Here is a 20,804-nt window from a genome sequence, read left to right as displayed (position 1 = left end):
GAATGAAAAAAATGTTAGAAGTTAAAAATTTAGAAATTTCTTTTGATACATTTGCCGGAAAAGTTCAAGCCATTCGTGATGTTAGTTTCGACCTTAAAAAAGGTGAAACACTCGCAATCGTAGGGGAATCCGGAAGTGGTAAATCAGTAACAACAAGAAGTTTAATGAAACTATTAGCAAGCAATGCTAATGTTGAAAACGGTGAAATTTTATTTGATGGTCAAAATATCCTGGAAAAAAGTGAAGGTGAAATGCGCAAACTACGTGGTAGTAAAATTTCAATGATTTTCCAAGATCCAATGACTTCACTAGACCCAACAATGCCAATTGGAAAACAAGTGGCAGAGCCATTGATGATTCACCACCAAGCTTCTAAAAAAGAAGCTTATGCTAAAGCTTTAGAATTACTTGAAATGGTCGGGTTACCTAACGCTAAAGACCGTTTTAAGAACTATCCTCACCAATTTTCTGGTGGACAAAGACAACGTATCGTTATTGCGATTGCCTTAATTTGTAACCCAGAAGTCTTAATTGCCGATGAACCAACAACGGCACTTGATGTGACAATCCAAGCTCAAATCCTTGAATTATTAAAAGATTTACAGAAAAAAGTGAAAACGTCAATCGTATTCATCACCCATGATTTGGGAGTTGTAGCAAATATTGCTGACCGTGTAGCGGTTATGTATGCAGGTAAAATCGTTGAAATTGGAACAGCAGAAGAAATTTTCTATAATCCAAGACATCCTTATACATGGGGATTACTAGGATCAATGCCGTCAATTGAAGGATCAAGTTCTCGCTTATATGCAATTCCAGGGACACCGCCTGACTTATTGACACCACCAAAAGGGGATGCTTTCTACCCACGTAACGAATTTGCCTTGAAGATTGATGCTGAACAACAACCACCTTACTTTGAAGTGTCAAAAACACATAAAGCAGCAACTTGGTTGTTAGCACCTCAAGCACCTGAAGTAACGCCACCAGAAGAAATTCAAAAGCGTTGGCGAAAATTCGAAGAACTAAAACGTGCAAAAGAGGTGAAAGATAATGAATAATAAAGTTTTACTTGATGTTAAAAATTTAAAACAATATTTTAACGTAGGTCGTAAAGACGAAGTTAAAGCGGTTGATGACATTAGCTTTCACATTTATGAAGGAGAAACTTTCGGTTTAGTTGGTGAATCTGGAAGTGGGAAGTCAACGACTGGTCGCAGTATTATGCGTCTTGAAAATCCGACTGCTGGTGAAGTAACTTTTGATGGTCAAGATGTATTAGCTTTAAAATCAAAAGAAGACATGCGTCGTTTTCGTCGTAATGTTCAAATGATTTTCCAAGATCCTTACGCATCTTTAAATCCACGTATGAAAGTTGAAGATATTATTGCTGAAGGGTTAGATATTAACCACTTAGTTAAAAATAAAGAACAACGATCAAAACGTGTTAACGAGTTGCTTGAAATTGTTGGATTAAACCCTAACCACGCGACAAGATATCCTCACGAGTTCTCTGGTGGACAAAGACAACGTATTGGGATTGCGCGTGCACTAGCGGTTGACCCTAAATTTATCGTAGCTGATGAGCCAATTTCAGCTCTTGATGTGTCTATTCAAGCTCAAGTAGTTAACTTGCTACAAGATTTACAAAAAGAGCATAAATTGACCTATTTATTCATCGCTCACGATTTATCAATGGTTAAACATATTAGTGATCGTATCGGAGTAATGCACCACGGTAAATTACTTGAAGTTGCTTCAAGTGATGAAATTTACTACAATGGTGTGCATCCTTATACTGAAAGTTTACTTTCAGCTATTCCAATGCCAGATCCTGCTTATGAACGTTCTCGTAAACGTGTAACTTATCAACCAATCGAAGATGATAAAGAACGCCGTATGCAAGAAATTACACCTGGACACTTCATTTATTGTGCAGATGATGAAGTAGAAATGTATCAAGATAAACTCAACAAAAAAGTAATGGCTTCCCGTTAGGGAGCTGTTACTTTTTTTATTTTTGTTTTATGATAGAGGTGAAAAAATGATTGGAGTGAGTAAGGTATGGAAAATTTATTTAAACGACCACGTAAAATTAGTGAAGATATTGATGATCGGAGTGTCACTTGGTTAGAATTATTTTATGATTTGATATTTACGGTGGTTTTACTTGATTTAACAGAAGGGTTAGTTCATCATTTCACGATTGTAAATTTTGTAAATACAACGGTGCTATTTTTCTTGTTTTTATGGAGTTGGAATGAGACGTCGGTTTATTTTGATGATCATGGTAATTTGGGGTTTATTAATACCGTTATTATGAATACGCAAATTATTTTAACGGGTGTGGCCACGCTCTTTATTCCAGAAGCAGTTGAGGGAGATTTTAGTCATATTTTAATTGCGTTTATGGCAATTGAGTTTTTGATGATTATTATCTGGTTGACTGTGAGCTACTTTGATGCTGTTCATCGACCAGTTGCATGGTCTTGTGTGGCTTTATACGTTAGTGTTTTAGTAGTCTTGATAGGCGGCTACTTTTTAGCGCTAGATTTTGCTAAGTGGGTTGTGATTATTGGATTATTAATGAACTATTTTGGCCTTTTATTGGTTTCACCTGTGATGAAAAAAGAATATGAGGCACATCAGATGGATTATGCCATCAAAGATTCGCTGATTGAGCGTTATGGACTCATTATGATGATTACACTTGGTGAAGTGATTGCGGGCTTTTATACGAGTTTAAAATACCCAATTTATACAGAAAAAATTGTTAGTTTTGTGTTGAGTGTTATTTTAATTGCTTCAGCTGCAGGTATTTTTTATCGTATTTTGGGAGATATTGAAGTTAATGTTCAATCTGCTTTTAAAATGTTGGGCATGCGGTTATTATTTTTACTGGATATCTACTTAATTATGACAAGTGGTATTGCGTTACATTTAATCCTTGAAGGCCATGATTCAATTGGAGTCAGATTGTTATTTGTCTTGACGTTATTTGCTAGTATGACATTAATTTGGGTGATTAGAGCGATTGCAATGTTACCCAAGAATAGATACCAAGCTTATCGATATTTAGCTATTGAAATTATTGCTTATTTAATTTTAGTCATGATGCCAAAATTGATTTTATTATTAGGTGTGGATATCTTATTAGCTTTTCATTTAATGCACTATATTAAGACACGAGAAGACATTTAAAAGTTATCTATTTTTAGGATTTAGTTGTTGACATTCACTCAAAACCTGTTAACATAAAGGATAATATTTCGCTACTAGCCTTTCGTACTTTTATATTTTTGAAGGGAGTACTAGTAATATGTTACAACACAAAATTCAACTTAATACATTAACACAGGTTTTCACAGTTAGTGATGCTAAAGGCAATTATGCTGATGGCGTGACAATTGAAGAAGCCGTAGAAAAGTTAAATCACACACTTAGTGCTTAAGAAGATGATCAACCAAAAGTTGGGGGGTCATCTTTTTTTATTTAAAAAATTATAAAGAAGGTCAACACGCACTTAAAAATAACGTAAAATGAACTTATCATACTTTTGATAGGAGAATTATATGGATTGGTTTTTACGTGTGATTAAGGGGATGCTTATTGGTTCAGGATTTATTTTACCTGGAATCAGTGGGGGAACATTAGCGGTTGTTTTTGGTGTTTATGAACGTGTGATTACGTTTTTAGCTAATATCAAAAAGGACTTTAAACAAAATGTTTTATTTTTTATTCCATTAGGTTTGGGTGGAATTTTAGGAATCATCGTTTTTTCATTATTAATGAGTGTTGCCCTAGCAAAATATGAATATCAAATGCTTTGGGTATTTATTGGGGCAATCGTTGGAACATTACCAACATTATTTCGCCAAGCTACAGAACAAACAAAACGAACACCAGTTGATACCACTATTTTAGTTGTAACAGCTATTGTCATGACTGTTTTCTTAATCTTTGGACAAAACTTATTTGGACAACTACCACAGAACTTCTTAACTTGGATTTTATCTGGCTTTTTAATTGGCTTAGGGGTTATTATTCCAGGATTAAGTCCTTCTAACTTTTTAATTTATATGGGAATGTATCAACCAATGACTGACGGATTGAAAACTCTTGATTTAGGAATTGTGATTCCACTAGCCATTGGTGGTATCTTAAGTTTGATTACGTTATCTAAACTTGTGAATTTAATTTTACAAAAATACCATTCAAAATTATTTAATTTTATTATCGGGGTTGTTATTGCCTCAACGATTGTCATTATCCCCTTAAATGTTAACTATGATTTTATAACCATTATCAGCTGTCTAGCATTATTCTTAGTTGGGATAGGCATTGCTTATTTAATGACAAAATTAGACGAAAATAAAAAAGCTTAGGTTTTTACCTAAGCTTTTTTATTAGTTAAACAGTTGGTTTATCTTTATCAGTATAAACAATATAAGACACAATAAAGCTAAAAATGAAAGCAACTGCACAGGCTCCAATAGCAGCGAATAAACCAGTTAGGTTACCATCACTTGGAATGTAGGTTAAGAACGTGAAGAATCCAAGCACGCCGACTGTATAAACGAGCGTATTGAATAGTCCCATAATGAGTCCACCAATACCAGCACCAATCATACTAATGACAAATGGTTTTTTGGTTGGGATAGTAACCCCAAACATTGACGGTTCAGAAATTCCAAAGACACCGGTAATAAAAGCTGATAAGCTAAGTGCTTTGAATTTTTTATCTTTAGTTTTAAGCATAACACCTAAAACAGCACCAATTTGAGCATAAAGTGCAGCAAAAGTTAACGCCATAATTGGATCTTGTCCCACAGTTGCGATATTGATGAAAGCAATCGGAATAATTCCCCAATGTAAACCAAGGACAACAAGAGGTTGCCAAACAACACCTAAAACCAGACCAGCGATTGCTGGGTTAAGTTGCACAAGTGTTTGAATTACCCAACCAAGTCCTTGAGAAAGCCAAGTTGTAATTGGACCAATAATTAAGAAAATCAAAGGGATTGCAATAATTAACGTACAAAATGGGACAATAAAGTTTTGAATAATTTCCGGAATCCATTTAGTAAAGAATTTTTCCAGTTTTGAAGCGAGTAATACCCCAACAATAACGGGGATAACAGAACTGGTATAATTAACCATAATTAAAGGGATGCCAAAGAAAGTATCAAAGACATGTGTTTGCAGGGGTGTATTAGCAAACAAAGTGAACAATGGTGTTGCTGATTCAGGACTAGCCATTTGAACAATGCTAGGGTAGGTTAAAGTTGCCCCAATGGTAATTCCAAGTAGTGGTGAAGTTTTAAATCGTTTTGAGGCACTGTAACCTAAAACGATTGGTAAAAAGTAGAAGAAACCATCAGAGATAGCATATAAGACTTGATAAGTCCCGCTTGCACTATCCATGATTTTTAGGGCGGATAAAGCTGACATTAGGCCTTTTAGCATCCCTGTTGCTGCTAGATAACCTAAGATAGGCATAAAAATCCCTGATAGTGTATCTAGCAAACGATTGAATAAGTTAGGTTTTTCCTGATCAATATCAGGTGCATCTAACAATTCATAATAAATATCAGTTGCATTTTGAGTGGGTACCAAAGAAACATGGTTTTTTTCAATAGTAACTGATTGAATATTAGGTAATTTTTCGAGTTTTTCGATTTCAGGAACGGTATCTAAATCGAAAAACACAGAATCTTTTCGATGGCCGAGCCCTTTGAGCTTGGCCTTCCCACCAATTAGTGAGAATAATTCTTGACTCAGTGTGTTCATTTGAGCACTCCTTTATAAAAATTTAAACATTCTTGATTAAATTTTAACGTAACTAAGGGGGGTTTTGCCAATAAAAAAAGATATGTTATACTTATACTTACAAAAAAGAAGTAAAGGAGACGGAATTAATGAAAGTATTTGTCGCAGGTGCAAATGGCCGTGTCGGCCGTCATGTTGTGAATAAACTGATTCAAAAAGATGATGATGTTTTGGCGGGGGTTAGAGATCCTAAAACGCAATCTATTTTAAGACATGATCATGTTGCGTATGTTCCTTTTAATTTACATCAAGATAGTGATCAAATGGCAGAAGCCTTTTCAAATTCTGATGCTATCATTTTTACAGCAGGTTCAGCTGGTAAAGATGTAGCTAAAGTTGATTTGGATGGAGCTATTAAAACGATGAAAGCAGCTAAAAAAGCAGGTATTAAACGTTACATTATGGTAAGTGCTGTTAATGCCGATCATCCTGAAACGTGGCCAGGTCAATCGCTACATGACTACTATATTGGTAAACATTATGCAGATGAATGGCTTAAAAGAACCGATTTAGATTATGTTATTGTGCAACCTGTTACCTTGAGTGACAAACCAGCAACGGGTGAAATTGAATCTAACTATGCCAAATTAACTGACGAAATTAGCCGTGAAGATGTTGCAGAATTCTTGGCTCAAGTCGTTAGAAAACCAGGAGTTAGTCGTTTAACAGTTGATATTTCAAATGGTGATGAAGCCATTCATGAAGTAATTTCAGATTTATAGGAGGTTTTTAATATGAAAATTTTTGTAGTTGGTGCAAATGGTCGAGTAGGTCGTCATACCGTTAAAAAATTAGCAGAAGCAAATGATGAAGTGATTGCAGGTGTTCGTGATCCTGAAACACAATCTTTAGTTGAAGCTTCAAATGTAAAGTACGTTGAATTTAATTTACATCAACCCGTTGAACAAATGGCAACAGCATTTGAAGGCAGTGAAGCAATCGTCTTCACAGCAGGTTCAGCAGGTAAAGATGTGTTAAAAGTTGATTTAGATGGTGCAGTTAAGACGATGACAGCTGCTAAAAAAGCGGGCATTAGTCGTTACATTATGGTAAGTGCCATTAATGCAGACCGTCCTGAAACATTCCCAGGACAAGAATTACACGATTACTATATTGCTAAACATTATGCAGATGAATGGTTGAGAACCACTGATTTAGATTATGTGATTGTTCAACCAACAGCCTTGACAGACGAGGCTTCAGATGGTCTGATTAATGTAGGTCGCAAAGGGCTACAATCTGAAATTAGTCGTGAAAGTGTCGCAGAATTTTTAACTGAAGTCGTTCGAAATCATGCGATTAATCATCAAACAATTGATTTATCTGATGGTCAAACGCCAATTTCAGAAGCGATTGCTGACCTATAAATAATCAGAATAAGAGGTCATTTTCGTGAATAATATGAAAGCAATAGGTGTTCAGGAATCTTTACCCATTACTAATCCTGATAGTTTGGTTAGTTTTGAAACGGCTATCAAAAAACCTGCTGAAGACGATATTTTAGTGAAAGTTAAAGCTTTTTCAGTGAATCCAATCGACACTAAAATCAGAATGAGTTTACGTCAACGAATTACTCGTCCGCGTATTTTAGGATTCGATGGTGTTGGAGAAGTCGTCGCTGTGGGTGAAAATGTGCAAGATTACCAAATTGGTGAAACCATTTTTTACTTGAATTCTAAAATTAAACCCGGTAGTAATGCTGAGTATCAGTTAGTTAACCCCAATATGGCAGCTAAAGTGCCACAATCTTGTTCATTGGCAGGAGCAGCAACTTTACCATTAGTTAGTTTAACAGCTTATGAAGCACTGTTTGAACGATTAGCTATTCCATTTGAATCAAAAACACAACAATCTATCTTAATTTTAAATGGTGCTGGCGGTGTTGGGTCAATGGCAATTCAACTAGCAAAACTAGCTGGCTTAAATGTTGTAGCGAGTGCTTCTCGTGAAGAGACGCGTCAATGGGTCGAATCGATGGGAGCTGATGCTGTGATTAACCATCACCACAATTTGGTGGATGAATGTGAGTTATTGGGGCCAGCTGCTTATGAATTCGATTATGTTTTAGACTTGCATGGACTAGATACTCACTTTGATGAAATTGTTGAGCTACTAGCACCAAATGGTCGTTTATGTACGGTTGGAGATGGGCAATTAACCGTTGATAGTGAAGACTTTAAGTCAAAAAGTTTGAGCTTGAGTTTTGAATCTGTTTTTACTAAATCATTTTATAAAACGCAAAACTTAAACTCTCAGCATACGGCATTAACACAAATTGCAGAGTGGATTGATAATAACCAGCTGAAAGCACCTTTAACTGAAACGTTTAATGGCTTAACAGTTGAAAATCTTCAAAAAGCACATGCGGTTTTAGAAACCAAACAAATGATTGGAAAATTAGTAATTGAACTTTAAAAACACATTTAAAAAACGTGTTTTTTTAATGTAATCCATGAAACTTAACATGATAAAAACATGAAAAAACAAGCGATGTTAAAAAAGGACAAACCCTATTAAATCAACACTTTGAGTGGTTGATTGATTGCTCATTGAAGGAAAAATTCAAAAGTTATTGACGATTTTATGTTAATCACGTTATATTTTTAAAGTCAAAAAACTTTTTATGATTTTCAAGGAGGGAATTATGCTATCTATCAGACAAGCCACTATGGCAGATTTACCAACCGTTATGAATTTAATCAATTCTGCAATCAAGGTACTTGCCGAGAGGCAGATTCCACAATGGCACGATGGAAAATATCCACTAACAAGTGATTTTGAAAATGATATTAATCACGGTGAAGGCTATGTTTTAATCGATGAGGACCAAGAATCAAAAATTATAGGATATGCAGCACTAAGCTCATGTCCAGATAAAGTTTACGAAGAGGGTGCAGAAGTTAATTTCAACAATGATGCTGAGTCAAACTATATGATTGTGCATCGTGTTGTAGTTGATTCATCTGTCAGAGGAAGACGTATTGGATTGAGATTTTTAGAAATGCTCCAATCAAAAGCCAATGAGTTGGAATACCATGATTTACGAATTGATACTCACCCTAAAAATATTGCGATGAGAAAGACAATCATGCGTGCAGGTTATGAAGAAGTAGGCATGATTTACCTTCCGGAAGTTGACGATAATGATCGTGTCGCTTACCAATTATTAACCCGAGTGAGAATTTAATTAAAAAAGGGTTGACTTTATAGCTGAGAAAAGTTTAAATATAGACTATAGTTACAAATAATAAGTAAGTCAGTTATGAAGGGAGAAATATAGTTATGACAAATTGCTGTTGTTCAATGTCAATGTACCAAATGCAAATGAAAGAACAAACTCAAACAACTTGTCGTGGCTAGAACTCCCTATTCTTTAATTTTTATTATCGTAAAAAAGGACAGGTTTAGCCTGTCCTTTTTATTTATGGGGTTTTAGTTGCACGCAACTTATTTTTTGAAGGAGAATCTATTATGAATAAAAGAAATGGTATTATCGGTTTAATAATCGCAATTGTTGCAATTGTAGCAGTTGTTATCGGAGTTAACGCTACTAAAGGAAATTCGCAGTCTGATCAAGCTGGAACATCTAGCCAATCTGGTCAAAAAGTAATTAAAGTGGGAACTGAGGGAACATACGCCCCATTTTCTTACTTTAATGAAAATAATGAATTAGTTGGATTTGATGTTGATGTGGCAAAAGCAGTTTTTGGTAAATTAGGCTATGAAGTGCAATTTGACGATGCCCCATGGGATGCAATGCTTGCAGCTTTTAACGCTAAGAAAACGGATGTCGTATTCAACCAAGTTGGGATTACGCCTGAACGTCAAAAGAACTTCTCATTTACAACACCTTACTCTTACTCAAGAGCAGCTTTAATTGTTGCTAAAGATAATAACGATATTAAAACTTTTGAAGATTTAAAAGGTAAAAGAAGTGCACAATCGCTAACTTCAAACTACGGTGCAAGAGCAGAAAGCTACGGTGCAACTTTAGTCAGCACAGATGGTTTTAGTAAAGCGGCAGATTTAGTAGCACAAGGACGTGCGGATGCAACATTAAACAGTGATGTGTCATTCTATGATTATTTAAAACACAATCCAAATGCTAATATCAAAATCGTAAACCAATCACAAGATGCAACACCATCAGCTGCAATGTTCCAAAAAGGCAATGATGATTTAGTGAAACAAGTTGATGAAGTATTAGCACAACTTAAACAAGATGGGACTTTAAAAGCAATTTCTGAAAAATACTTCAATCAAGATATTACAAAAGAATAGAAGAGGATTAATATGGACTTAATGTCAATTATTGAAATGGTTGGACAAGCACTTGGCCCATTTTTCTTGCAGGGTTGCAGGTGACTATACCCTTGACGATTGTGTCATTTATTCTATCTTTGATTATTGCAGGTATTACGGCAATCGCCAGAATTTCAAATAGTCGTATTTTACGATTTATCTTTGCGACGTATGTTTGGATATTTAGGGGAACGCCGCTAATTGTGCAACTCTTTATTGCGTATTTTGGATTGGCTAGTTTAGGCTTGACTTTAGATGCTTGGACAGCTGCGGTAATTACTTTTGGATTGAATAGTGGGGCTTATGCATCAGAAGCGATAAGAGCAGCGATTTTATCAATTTCAAATGGACAATGGGATGCAGCACGATCACTTGGGATGTCACGTTTGAAAATTTTGCAACGTGTCATTGCCCCTCAAGCATTTAGAATTGCACTACCACCCTTGTTTAATGAACTCATTAGTTTAGTCAAAGCCACTTCGTTGGCCGCAAGTATTACACTAGTTGAAATGTTCTTGGTGTCACAACGTGTTGCTGCTAGAACTTATCAACCGTTAATTATGTATATTGTGGTTGCTTTCTTCTATTTAATGATTTCAACAATCTTAGTGGGTGTTCAAAATTACTTAGAAAAACGAACATCAAAACACGTAGGGGGGAATACACATGCTTAGTTTAAAAAATGTGAATGTTTCATTTGATCAACAGGCGGTTTTGAAAGATTTTTCGGTTGATTTTAATCAAAATCAAACAACCGTTATTGTCGGACCTTCTGGTTCGGGTAAATCAACTTTATTGCGAACAATTAATTTACTCAATTATCCAGCAAGTGGCACACTGAGCTTAAATCAAACAAGTTTTACTTTCCCTAATCATTTCAAAGCTAGTGATGTCAGTCGTTATCGTCAAAACTTCGGTATGGTTTTTCAAAACTTTGAATTATTTCCACACTTATCAGCTTTAGGTAATGTGATTGAAGGGCCTACACAAGTTTTAAAACAATCTAAAGCAGATGCGACTCAAAAAGCCACTGATTTGCTTAACCAAGTGGGACTTGCTCAAAAAACAGATGCTTACCCTAATGAATTATCAGGTGGACAACAGCAACGTGTAGCAATTGCCCGTGCCTTAGCAATGGAACCCGAATTTATTTTATACGATGAGCCTACGAGTGCACTTGATCCGGAATTAGAAGGTGAAGTGCTGAAGGTAATTAAGGATTTAGCCAAAAAACGCAATTCCCAAATCGTTGTCACCCATAACTTGAATTTTGCTGAAGAAATTGCGGACCACATCTTATTTTTAGAAGAAGGCCATGTGAACTATTATGGTTCAGCTCAGGGATTCTTCAATAGTGAGAACGACCGAATCAAAAATTTCACTAAAAAAATGATGTCTTAACAAAATCTTTAAAAAAACACACGACAAAGTGTGTTTTTTTGTTGCATTTTTTTAAAAACTCTTATAAGCTATATAGGTCTGTTTAAATTATTTTTTTAGAGGAGTTTATACGTAAATGGAATATTCGCTTTGGACGCAATTTATTGCGGAAGTCATTGGAACAGCTTTTATGGTTGCCTTAGGTAACGGTGCTGTTGCAAACGTTGAATTAAAAGGTACAAATGGCCACAAAGGCTCTTGGTTTTTAATTGCCTGGGGATTTGGTATAGGTGTTATGATCCCTGCTTTGATGTTTAAATCTGTTTCAGGATCTATTATTAACCCAGCGATGGTTATCGGAGAGCTTGTTAATGGTTTGACACCAGTAAATAAAGCTATTACTTTCATTATTGCTCAATTTATTGGAGCTATTATTGGACAGCTTGTTGTTGTAGGAGTTTACTTACCATATCTAAGAAAAACAACTAATGCTGATGCAATTTATGGTATTTTCTCAACACGTGAAAAAACTGAAAGCCAACTAAGCGGTTTCATCAGTGAGTTCGTGGGTAGTTTTGTACTATTCTTTGCAGCTTCAGCAATGGCTCATCACGCAAAATTGACTCAATCAAGTACGGCTTTTGTTGCTATTGGTTTAGGATTTTTAGTAGCAGCCTTAGTAACGTCACTTGGTGGAGCAACAGGTCCGGGATTAAACCCAGCTCGTGACCTTGGTCCACGTATTCTACACGCAATCTTACCTTTGAAAAATAAAGGAACATCTCGTTGGGAATACGCTTGGGTGCCAGTAGTTGCCCCAATCCTAGCTGCTATTTTGGCAGTATATGTATTCCACCTTATTTTTTAATTAATTAAAAATTAGTAATAAGTCCCTCTTGCTGAGTACTTATAAGATAGCAACATGTTATCCTTATACTTGGTAAGGGGGATTTTTATGTCTGCAAAAACATCAAGAAGACTAATTAAAATTGGGACTATCCTTTCTATTTTTATTTTTATAGGACTCGGATGGTACTGGTATTCTCTTGGGATTTTTAGTTCTCAAGAAGCCATGCAAGCCTATTTATCTGATAAACAAATTACAGGACCATTCATTTTTATTCTGATTCAAATTGTTCAAGTTGTTGTTCCGATTATTCCTGGAGGGATAACGCTAGTTGTTGGTGTTGTCTTTTTTGGGCCATTTTGGGGCTTTTGGTACAATTATATTGGTATTGGTATTGGATCGATTATCAATTTCTTTTTGGCACGCTATTATGGTAAAGACTTTATTTTGAAAATCGTATCTGAAAAGACTTATAATAAATATGTCGGAAAAGTGAAGAATCAAAAAGCGTTTGACTGGTTTTTTGCCTTAGCTATTTTATTTCCAGTTGCACCTGATGATTTACTGTGCTTAATTGCCGGCTTAACTAAAATGTCATTCAAAAAGTTCTTAATGGTGATTATTTTCTTAAAACCATGGACTATTTTGGTTTACAGTTTGGCATTAGATCAAGTTATTAAATGGATTATGCAATTGTTTGGAGGTTAGTCATTGACGTGGTGTTAGAAACAAAACGAACGAAATTAAGAGCATTTAAACTAGCGGATAGTGAGACATTATATAAATGGGGACAAAATCCTGTTTATAAAAAGATGGCAGGCTATCCCGAAGTAAAAACGACTCAAGATGCGATTAATTTATGTAAAACCTATATCAAAAATTCACTAACTTTCGCCATTGAATCTAAACAAACCCATGAGGTGATAGGCGTTTTTGAAGTTAATGAACGTGGTATTGATGAAACGTCAGGTTTGGATCGTACCAAAGAGGTCGGCTTTTTAGTTGACGAACGTCACTGGGGTCAAGGAATTATGACTGAAGTCCTAACTTGTATGCTTGATTTTTTGTTTAATGAGTTAGACCAACTGGAAGTTTGGGCAGCTTGCTACATTGAAAACGACCGCTGTCAGCATCTACTTGAAAAAGTGGGCTTTACTTATATGTACCAACTTGATTATAGTCAACTAACTTCTTTCATTAGGGATTTGTTCGAGTCTGTTGAAAACTATTATCGGTTAACGCAGTCTCAGTACAACTCAATGGTAGATAATAGTTGAATTTAAATTTCTTTTTTAATATAATGAGATTAACAAATAATTAAAACACGTCGAAATTTTTAGACCAATTACAGAGAGTTTACCAAGTGCTGAAAGTAAACGGTGTCTTTTTCCGGTTTCGTAAAGTGGATGGGTAATGCCATACGCCAGACAGCGTTATTGTCACTAATGAGTGTAGCTTTAAGCTAAATTTGGGTGGCACCGCGAACTGACCGATTCGTCCCTTTTGAGGAATCGGTCTTTTTTTATACAAAAAAATAGGAGTTGTGGATTATGTTAGATTTAAAAAGAATTCGTCAAAACCCTGAATGGGCTAAAGAACGTCTAGGTACTAGAGGCATTAAAGCTGAAGAAATTGACCACTTACTACAATTAGATGAAAACCGTCGTCAAATGATTGTAAAAAGTGAAGAACTGAAAAAACAAAGAAACCAAGTGTCTGAACAGATTGCACAAAAGAAACGTCAAAAAGAAGATGCAACTCAAGAGATTTCAGATATGAAGCAAGTTGGTCAAGAAATCAAAGCTATTGACGTTGAATTAGGTCAATTGTCAGATCAAACAACAGATATTTTATTACGTTTACCTAACTTCCCTGAAGAATCAGTTCCTGTAGGTGAAAGTGAAGATGACAATGTTGAACTACGTAAATGGCATGAACCAACAGAATTTGCTTATGAACCTAAGGCACACTATGATTTAGGTGAAAACTTAGGGATTTTAGATTTTGAACGTGGTGCAAAGGTTGCTGAAAGTCGTTTCCTATATTACAAAGGTTTGGGAGCTCGTCTTGAAAGAGCAGTTTACAATTTCTTCTTAGATGAACATGCAAAAGAAGGCTATGAAGAAGTGATTCCACCTTACTTAGCTAATAATGAAGCAATGACAGGAACTGGACAATTTCCTAAATTCACTGAAGATGTTTATACAATCATCGATGGCGAACGTCCATTAACATTAATTCCAACAGCTGAAGTGCCATTAGTTAACTACTACGCACACGAAATTTTAAGTGAAGAACAATTGCCAACTTACTTTACTGCGTTAACACCAGCGTTTAGATCAGAAGCAGGAAGTGCTGGACGTGATACTCGTGGTTTGATTCGTCTTCACCAATTTAATAAGGTAGAAATGGTTAAATTTGCTAAGCCTGAAGAATCTTGGGATGAACTTGAAAAGCTAACTAAAGATGCTGAAAATCTATTGCAAAAATTAGAATTGCCTTACCATGTTGTGGCGTTATCAACAGGGGATGCAAGCTTTACATCAGCAAAGACATACGATTTAGAAGTTTGGATGCCAGCTCAAAACACTTATCGTGAAATTTCAAGTTGCTCAAACTGTACTGACTTCCAAGCTCGTCGTGCACAAATTCGCTACCGTGATGAAGAAGGTAAGATTCAATATGTTCATACCTTGAACGGTTCTGGATTAGCAGTGGGCCGTACGGTTGCTGCTATTTTAGAAAATTACCAAAATGAAGATGGTAGTATCACGATTCCTAAGGTATTAGTTCCTTACATGAATGGTGTAGAAGTCATTAAATAATGAAAAGAAGCCCTAAGGGCTTCTTTTTTTATAGAAATATAAGAAATGTATTGACGCCCCTGTGCGTAACGTGGTACTATATTTTCTGTCGTTAAATAACGGCGCAATACGAAATAAAGAAATCAAAAAGATTTCAAAAAAAGTATTGCAAAACAACTTAATAAATGCTATTATGTTCTTTGTCGTTGAAAAGCGACAGCTAAGCAACTCAAATAAATTTGAAAAAGATTTAAAAAAAGAGTTGCAAAGTAAAAGAGAACATGGTATATTAATTAAGTCGTCAAGTTGAGCGATAAGTTATTGATTCATAAGAAAAAAATAATTTAAAAAACTTCTTGACACTGATTAACAGCTTTGATATAATAGAGAAGTTGTTAAACAAGTAGACCTTTGAAAACTGAACAAAGTTTCGCATAAATGTGTGGGGGTAATTAACCCCAAGCAATGAGCGAAGTCAATTCGCTAGTAAGTTTTAAAAAGAGCAAGTCAAACAATCTTAAAATGAGAGTTTGATCCTGGCTCAGGACGAACGCTGGCGGCGTGCCTAATACATGCAAGTCGAACGAGTTTGCTCTTATGATGGTAGTGCTTGCACTACTTGACTAAGAATCCAAACGAGTGGCGGACGGGTGAGTAACACGTGGGTAACCTACCCTAAAGCGGGGGATAACATTTGGAAACAGATGCTAATACCGCATAACAATAAGAATCGAATGTTTCTTATTTGAAAGATGGTTTCGGCTATCACTTTAGGATGGACCTGCGGCGTATTAGCTAGTTGGTAAGGTAATGGCTTACCAAGGCGATGATACGTAGCCGACCTGAGAGGGTGATCGGCCACATTGGGACTGAGACACGGCCCAAACTCCTACGGGAGGCAGCAGTAGGGAATCTTCCACAATGGACGAAAGTCTGATGGAGCAACGCCGCGTGAGTGAAGAAGGGTTTCGGCTCGTAAAACTCTGTTGTTAGAGAAGAAAGATAGTAAGAGTAACTGTTTATTATTTGACGGTAACTAACCAGAAAGCCACGGCTAACTACGTGCCAGCAGCCGCGGTAATACGTAGGTGGCAAGCGTTGTCCGGATTTATTGGGCGTAAAGCGAGCGCAGGCGGCTAATTAAGTCTGATGTGAAAGCCTTCGGCTTAACCGGAGAAGTGCATTAGAAACTGATTAGCTTGAGTGCAGAAGAGGAGAGTGGAACTCCATGTGTAGCGGTGAAATGCGTAGATATATGGAAGAACACCAGTGGCGAAGGCGACTCTCTGGTCTGTAACTGACGCTGAGGCTCGAAAGCGTGGGTAGCAAACAGGATTAGATACCCTGGTAGTCCACGCCGTAAACGATGAGTGCTAAGTGTTGGAGGGTTTCCGCCCTTCAGTGCTGCAGCTAACGCATTAAGCACTCCGCCTGGGGAGTACGACCGCAAGGTTGAAACTCAAAGGAATTGACGGGGGCCCGCACAAGCGGTGGAGCATGTGGTTTAATTCGATGCAACGCGAAGAACCTTACCAGGTCTTGACATCTTTTGACCACCTAAGAGATTAGGTTTTCCCTTCGGGGACAAAATGACAGGTGGTGCATGGTTGTCGTCAGCTCGTGTCGTGAGATGTTGGGTTAAGTCCCGCAACGAGCGCAACCCTTATTACTAGTTGCCAGCATTAAGTTGGGCACTCTAGTGAGACTGCCGGTGACAAACCGGAGGAAGGTGGGGATGACGTCAAATCATCATGCCCCTTATGACCTGGGCTACACACGTGCTACAATGGATGGTACAACGAGCAGCGATACCGCGAGGTTTAGCTAATCTCCTAAAACCATCCTCAGTTCGGATTGCAGGCTGCAACTCGCCTGCATGAAGCTGGAATCGCTAGTAATCGCAGATCAGCATGCTGCGGTGAATACGTTCCCGGGCCTTGTACACACCGCCCGTCACACCATGAGAGTTTGTAACACCCGAAGCCGGTGAGGTAACCTTTTGGAGCCAACCGTCTAAGGTGGGACAAATGATTAGGGTGAAGTCGTAACAAGGTAGCCGTAGGAGAACCTGCGGCTGGATCACCTCCTTTCTAAGGATATACGGAAACACACATTTGAAACTTTGTTTAGTTTTGAGAGGTTTACTTCTCAAAATGGAGCATAATGGATTGGGCCTATAGCTCAGCTGGTTAGAGCGCACGCCTGATAAGCGTGAGGTCGATGGTTCAAGTCCATTTAGGCCCATTTAACTGAATAGTTAATAAACCTGGGGGTTTAGCTCAGCTGGGAGAGCGTCTGCCTTGCACGCAGAAGGTCATCGGTTCGATCCCGTTAACCTCCATAGACAACGAAAGTTGTCAGTTGAACATTGAAAACTGAATATGATTTAAGAACCAAAAGCCGAGGTTATCGAAAAGATAATCAAACACCGCGTTTTAAGAGTAAATTAAAGAGAAATCACAGGTTAAGTGATAAAGGGCGCATGGTGGATGCCTTGGCACTAGGAGCCGATGAAGGACGGGACAAACACCGAAATGCTTTGGGGAGTTGTAAGTAAGCTTTGATCCAGAGATATCCGAATGGGGGAACCCACTAAGAGTGATCTTAGTATCTGTATGTGAATACATAGCATGCAGGAGGAAGACGCGGGGAACTGAAACATCTCAGTACCTGCAGGAAGAGAAAGAAAAATCGATTTCCTGAGTAGCGGCGAGCGAAACGGAAGAAGCCCAAACCAAGAAGCTTGCTTCTTGGGGTTGTAGGACTACAATAACGGACTTAAATAAGATAGAAGAATGAGTTGGGAAGCTCAGCCAAAGAAGGTGACAGCCCTGTATTTGAAATCTTGTTTATACCAAAGTAGTATCCTGAGTACGGCTGGACACGAGAAATCCAGTCGGAATCCGGGAGGACCATCTCCCAAGGCTAAATACTCCCTAGTGACCGATAGCGAACCAGTACCGTGAGGGAAAGGTGAAAAGCACCCCGGGAGGGGAGTGAAATAGATCCTGAAACCATGTGCCTACAAGTAGTCAAAGCCCGTTAATGGGTGATGGCGTGCCTTTTGTAGAATGAACCGGCGAGTTACGTTATGATGCAAGGTTAAGTTGAAGAGACGGAGCCGAAGCGAAAGCGAGTCTGAATAGGGCGAATAAGTATCATGATGTAGACCCGAAACCAAGTGACCTATCCATGTCCAGGTTGAAGATGCAGTAAAATGCATTGGAGGACCGAACCCACGTACGTTGAAAAGTGCGGGGATGAGGTGTGGATAGCGGTGAAATTCCAAACGAACTTGGAGATAGCTGGTTCTCTCCGAAATAGCTTTAGGGCTAGCCTTGGAGTAAAGGATCGTGGAGGTAGAGCACTGTTTGGACTAGGGCCCGTCAAGGGTTACTGAATTCAGATAAACTCCGAATGCCATTGATCTATATCCAGGAGTCAGACTATGAGTGATAAGATCCGTAGTCGAAAGGGAAACAGCCCAGATCACCAGTTAAGGTCCCAAAATTTATGCTAAGTGGAAAAGGATGTGGCATTGCGTAGACAACTAGGATGTTGGCTTAGAAGCAGCCATTCATTTAAAGAGTGCGTAATAGCTCACTAGTCGAGTGACGCTGCGCCGAAAATGTACCGGGGCTAAGCATAATACCGAAACTGTGGATGTGTTATTTATAACACGTGGTAGGAGAGCGTTCTAAGGGCGAAGAAGGTAGATTGTAAGGACTGCTGGAGCGCTTAGAAGTGAGAATGCCGGTATGAGTAGCGAAAGATAGGTGAGAATCCTATCCGCCGAAAGACTAAGGTTTCCTGGGGAAGGCTCGTCCTCCCAGGGTTAGTCGGGACCTAAGATGAGGCCGAAAGGCGTAATCGATGGAAAACAGGTTGATATTCCTGTACTATGATGCATTGTTTGAACAATGGAGGGACGCAGCAGGCTAAACGAATGTGCGAATGGAAGAGCACGTCCAAGCAACAAGTTTTATTATGAGTCAAATGCTTATAATTATACGGATGAGTTGTGATGGGGAGCGAAATTAAAGTAGCGAAGTCGTTGATGTCACACTGCCGAGAAAAGCTTCTAGTTAGATGTATTGTACCCGTACCGCAAACCGACACAGGTAGTCGAGGAGAGAATCCTAAGGTGAGCGAGTGAACTCTCGTTAAGGAACTCGGCAAAATGACCCCGTAACTTCGGGAGAAGGGGTGCTGATTTTAAATCAGCCGCAGTGAATAGGCCCAAACAACTGTTTATCAAAAACACAGGTCTCTGCTAAATCGAAAGATGACGTATAGGGGCTGACGCCTGCCCGGTGCTGGAAGGTTAAGAGGAGAGCTTAGCGTAAGCGAAGGTTTGAATTGAAGCCCCAGTAAACGGCGGCCGTAACTATAACGGTCCTAAGGTAGCGAAATTCCTTGTCGGGTAAGTTCCGACCCGCACGAAAGGCGCAATGATTTGGGCACTGTCTCAACGAGAGACTCGGTGAAATTATATTACCAGTGAAGATGCTGGTTACCCGCGACAGGACGGAAAGACCCCATGGAGCTTTACTGTAGCTTGATATTGAGTATTTGTGAAACATGTACAGGATAGGTAGGAGTCGAGGAAGTGAGAACGCTAGTTTTCATGGAGACATTGTTGGGATACTACCCTTGTTTTATGAATCCTCTAACTTTTGACAATTATCTTGTCAGAGGACAGTGTCAGGTGGGCAGTTTGACTGGGGCGGTCGCCTCCTAAAGTGTAACGGAGGCGCCTAAAGGTTCCCTCAGAATGGTTGGAAATCATTCGCAGAGTGTAAAGGTATAAGGGAGCTTGACTGCGAGACCTACAAGTCGAGCAGGGACGAAAGTCGGGCTTAGTGATCTGGTGGTACCGCATGGAAGGGCCATCACTCAACGGATAAAAGCTACCCTGGGGATAACAGGCTTATCTCCCCCAAGAGTTCACATCGACGGGGAGGTTTGGCACCTCGATGTCGGCTCGTCGCATCCTGGGGCTGTAGTCGGTCCCAAGGGTTGGGCTGTTCGCCCATTAAAGCGGCACGCGAGCTGGGTTCAGAACGTCGTGAGACAGTTCGGTCCCTATCCGTCGCGGGCGTTGGAAATTTGAGAGGAGCTGTCCTTAGTACGAGAGGACCGGGATGGACATACCGCTGGTGTACCAGTTGTTCTGCCAAGGGCATCGCTGGGTAGCTATGTATGGACGGGATAAGCGCTGAAAGCATCTAAGTGCGAAGCCCCCCTTAAGATGAGATTTCCCATTCCTTTAAGGAAGTAAGACACCTCAGAGATGATGAGGTCGATAGGCTAAGAGTGGAAGTATAGCGATATATGGAGCGGATTAGTACTAATCAGTCGAGGACTTAACCAAGTTAAGCGGTGGGTTTTTGGAAAATAAATCATATTCAGTTTTGAGTGTTCAACACTCAAGGTAAATAAAAGTGTGGTGGCGATAGCAAGAAGGTTACACCTGTTCTCATGCCGAACACAGAAGTTAAGCTTCTTAACGCCGAAAGTAGTTGGTGGGTAACTACCTGCGAGGATAGGAAGTTGCCACGCTTTTTTTATTCCGGTTTAGCTCAGTTGGTAGAGCACTTGACTGTTAATCAAGCTGTCGTCAGTTCGAGTCTGACAACCGG

Annotated in this window: 17 protein-coding genes, 2 tRNA genes and 3 rRNA genes; 21 read left to right on the top strand and 1 reads right to left on the bottom strand. The window is 38.6% G+C overall.

What is annotated here, in order from left to right; all coding sequences use genetic code 11:
- Positions 1-2: 2 nt before the first annotated feature.
- The 5 genes from R4Y45_RS00110 (at position 3) to R4Y45_RS00090 (ending at position 4,385) form a co-directional block, all read left to right on the top strand.
- Complete coding sequence (locus tag R4Y45_RS00110) at positions 3-1,061, top strand: ABC transporter ATP-binding protein (protein WP_339968027.1); 1,059 nt, start codon at positions 3-5, stop codon at positions 1,059-1,061.
- A complete protein-coding gene (locus R4Y45_RS00105) occupies positions 1,054-1,998 on the top strand; it encodes an ABC transporter ATP-binding protein (RefSeq protein WP_339968025.1) in 945 nt (314 codons plus the stop codon). The genes R4Y45_RS00110 and R4Y45_RS00105 overlap by 8 nt, the downstream gene beginning before the upstream one ends.
- A 66-nt stretch (positions 1,999-2,064) precedes the next feature.
- Entirely contained in the window at positions 2,065-3,201 is a 1,137-nt protein-coding gene (locus R4Y45_RS00100) for a low temperature requirement protein A (protein ID WP_339968023.1), read from the top strand.
- Between the two features lie 118 nt (positions 3,202-3,319).
- Positions 3,320-3,451, top strand: a complete 132-nt coding sequence (locus R4Y45_RS00095) for a hypothetical protein (protein WP_339968021.1) — start codon at positions 3,320-3,322, stop codon at positions 3,449-3,451.
- A gap of 121 nt (positions 3,452-3,572) precedes the next feature.
- Positions 3,573-4,385 (top strand): DUF368 domain-containing protein, encoded by an 813-nt coding sequence (locus tag R4Y45_RS00090; RefSeq protein ID WP_339968019.1) that lies wholly within the window; start codon positions 3,573-3,575, stop codon positions 4,383-4,385.
- Between the two features lie 25 nt (positions 4,386-4,410).
- Here the strand turns inward: R4Y45_RS00090 and R4Y45_RS00085 are convergent, their stop codons facing one another.
- Positions 4,411-5,790 carry a PTS transporter subunit EIIC gene (locus tag R4Y45_RS00085; RefSeq protein ID WP_339968017.1) on the bottom strand — a complete coding sequence of 460 codons (1,380 nt, stop codon included), beginning with the start codon at positions 5,788-5,790 and terminating at the stop codon, positions 4,411-4,413.
- 128 nt (positions 5,791-5,918) lie between these two features.
- Between R4Y45_RS00085 and R4Y45_RS00080 the strand changes: the two genes are divergently transcribed.
- From R4Y45_RS00080 to rrf, 16 genes are all read left to right on the top strand, one after another.
- The gene (locus tag R4Y45_RS00080) at positions 5,919-6,551 is read left to right on the top strand and encodes an SDR family oxidoreductase (protein WP_339968015.1); all 633 of its coding nucleotides are present in this window, start codon (positions 5,919-5,921) and stop codon (positions 6,549-6,551) included.
- A 12-nt stretch (positions 6,552-6,563) separates the two neighbouring features.
- Positions 6,564-7,196: an SDR family oxidoreductase gene (locus R4Y45_RS00075; RefSeq protein ID WP_339968013.1), complete on the top strand. Its 633-nt coding sequence runs from the start codon at positions 6,564-6,566 to the stop codon at positions 7,194-7,196.
- A gap of 34 nt (positions 7,197-7,230) precedes the next feature.
- Positions 7,231-8,244: a zinc-binding alcohol dehydrogenase family protein gene (locus R4Y45_RS00070; RefSeq protein WP_339970227.1), complete on the top strand. Its 1,014-nt coding sequence runs from the start codon at positions 7,231-7,233 to the stop codon at positions 8,242-8,244.
- A 229-nt stretch (positions 8,245-8,473) separates the two neighbouring features.
- Entirely contained in the window at positions 8,474-9,016 is a 543-nt protein-coding gene (locus R4Y45_RS00065; RefSeq protein ID WP_339968011.1) for a GNAT family N-acetyltransferase, read from the top strand.
- A gap of 284 nt (positions 9,017-9,300) precedes the next feature.
- Complete coding sequence (locus R4Y45_RS00060; RefSeq protein ID WP_339968009.1) at positions 9,301-10,110, top strand: amino acid ABC transporter substrate-binding protein; 810 nt, start codon at positions 9,301-9,303, stop codon at positions 10,108-10,110.
- A gap of 59 nt (positions 10,111-10,169) precedes the next feature.
- A complete protein-coding gene (locus R4Y45_RS00055; RefSeq protein ID WP_339970226.1) occupies positions 10,170-10,805 on the top strand; it encodes an amino acid ABC transporter permease in 636 nt (211 codons plus the stop codon).
- Positions 10,798-11,532 (top strand): amino acid ABC transporter ATP-binding protein, encoded by a 735-nt coding sequence (locus R4Y45_RS00050; protein WP_339968007.1) that lies wholly within the window; start codon positions 10,798-10,800, stop codon positions 11,530-11,532. Before R4Y45_RS00055 ends, R4Y45_RS00050 begins: the two co-directional genes overlap by 8 nt.
- Before the next feature lie 115 nt (positions 11,533-11,647).
- Positions 11,648-12,379: an MIP/aquaporin family protein gene (locus R4Y45_RS00045; RefSeq protein ID WP_339968005.1), complete on the top strand. Its 732-nt coding sequence runs from the start codon at positions 11,648-11,650 to the stop codon at positions 12,377-12,379.
- A gap of 87 nt (positions 12,380-12,466) precedes the next feature.
- Positions 12,467-13,066 (top strand): TVP38/TMEM64 family protein, encoded by a 600-nt coding sequence (locus R4Y45_RS00040; protein WP_339968003.1) that lies wholly within the window; start codon positions 12,467-12,469, stop codon positions 13,064-13,066.
- A complete protein-coding gene (locus R4Y45_RS00035) occupies positions 13,039-13,635 on the top strand; it encodes a GNAT family N-acetyltransferase (RefSeq protein WP_339968001.1) in 597 nt (198 codons plus the stop codon). Before R4Y45_RS00040 ends, R4Y45_RS00035 begins: the two co-directional genes overlap by 28 nt.
- A gap of 273 nt (positions 13,636-13,908) precedes the next feature.
- Positions 13,909-15,183, top strand: coding sequence for a serine--tRNA ligase (gene serS / locus R4Y45_RS00030; protein ID WP_339967999.1), 1,275 nt, complete (start codon positions 13,909-13,911; stop codon positions 15,181-15,183).
- A gap of 497 nt (positions 15,184-15,680) precedes the next feature.
- Positions 15,681-17,252 (top strand): 16S ribosomal RNA (locus tag R4Y45_RS00025).
- Positions 17,253-17,332: 80 nt separating this feature from the next.
- Positions 17,333-17,406: transfer RNA gene (locus tag R4Y45_RS00020), tRNA-Ile, on the top strand.
- A gap of 24 nt (positions 17,407-17,430) precedes the next feature.
- Positions 17,431-17,503: transfer RNA gene (locus R4Y45_RS00015), tRNA-Ala, on the top strand.
- 121 nt (positions 17,504-17,624) lie between these two features.
- Positions 17,625-20,536 (top strand): 23S ribosomal RNA (locus R4Y45_RS00010).
- Positions 20,537-20,607: 71 nt separating this feature from the next.
- A 5S ribosomal RNA gene (gene rrf, locus R4Y45_RS00005) occupies positions 20,608-20,724 on the top strand.
- Together the 16S, 23S and 5S rRNA genes with 2 tRNA genes alongside form the textbook arrangement of a ribosomal RNA operon.
- The last annotated feature ends 80 nt before the right edge of the window (positions 20,725-20,804 follow it).

Source organism: Holzapfeliella saturejae, from assembly GCF_037546065.1.
GTDB classification, from domain to species: Bacteria; Bacillota; Bacilli; order Lactobacillales; family Lactobacillaceae; genus Holzapfeliella; species Holzapfeliella saturejae.
This window is presented reverse-complemented; position numbering and strand designations above follow the sequence as displayed.

Bases quoted from the DNA above. Each gene is read 5' to 3' on its own strand.
- R4Y45_RS00110 (WP_339968027.1), top strand. From the start codon at position 3: ATGAAAAAAATGTTAGAAGTTAAAAATTTAGAAATTTCTTTTGATACA.
- R4Y45_RS00060 (WP_339968009.1), top strand. From the start codon at position 9,301: ATGAATAAAAGAAATGGTATTATCGGTTTAATAATCGCAATTGTTGCA.
- R4Y45_RS00100 (WP_339968023.1), top strand. From the start codon at position 2,065: ATGGAAAATTTATTTAAACGACCACGTAAAATTAGTGAAGATATTGAT.
- R4Y45_RS00085 (WP_339968017.1), bottom strand. From the start codon at position 5,790: ATGAACACACTGAGTCAAGAATTATTCTCACTAATTGGTGGGAAGGCC.
- R4Y45_RS00045 (WP_339968005.1), top strand. From the start codon at position 11,648: ATGGAATATTCGCTTTGGACGCAATTTATTGCGGAAGTCATTGGAACA.
- R4Y45_RS00075 (WP_339968013.1), top strand. From the start codon at position 6,564: ATGAAAATTTTTGTAGTTGGTGCAAATGGTCGAGTAGGTCGTCATACC.
- R4Y45_RS00095 (WP_339968021.1), top strand. From the start codon at position 3,320: ATGTTACAACACAAAATTCAACTTAATACATTAACACAGGTTTTCACA.
- serS (WP_339967999.1), top strand. From the start codon at position 13,909: ATGTTAGATTTAAAAAGAATTCGTCAAAACCCTGAATGGGCTAAAGAA.
- R4Y45_RS00080 (WP_339968015.1), top strand. From the start codon at position 5,919: ATGAAAGTATTTGTCGCAGGTGCAAATGGCCGTGTCGGCCGTCATGTT.
- R4Y45_RS00105 (WP_339968025.1), top strand. From the start codon at position 1,054: ATGAATAATAAAGTTTTACTTGATGTTAAAAATTTAAAACAATATTTT.
- R4Y45_RS00035 (WP_339968001.1), top strand. From the start codon at position 13,039: ATGGATTATGCAATTGTTTGGAGGTTAGTCATTGACGTGGTGTTAGAA.
- R4Y45_RS00065 (WP_339968011.1), top strand. From the start codon at position 8,474: ATGCTATCTATCAGACAAGCCACTATGGCAGATTTACCAACCGTTATG.
- R4Y45_RS00070 (WP_339970227.1), top strand. From the start codon at position 7,231: ATGAAAGCAATAGGTGTTCAGGAATCTTTACCCATTACTAATCCTGAT.
- R4Y45_RS00050 (WP_339968007.1), top strand. From the start codon at position 10,798: ATGCTTAGTTTAAAAAATGTGAATGTTTCATTTGATCAACAGGCGGTT.
- R4Y45_RS00090 (WP_339968019.1), top strand. From the start codon at position 3,573: ATGGATTGGTTTTTACGTGTGATTAAGGGGATGCTTATTGGTTCAGGA.
- R4Y45_RS00040 (WP_339968003.1), top strand. From the start codon at position 12,467: ATGTCTGCAAAAACATCAAGAAGACTAATTAAAATTGGGACTATCCTT.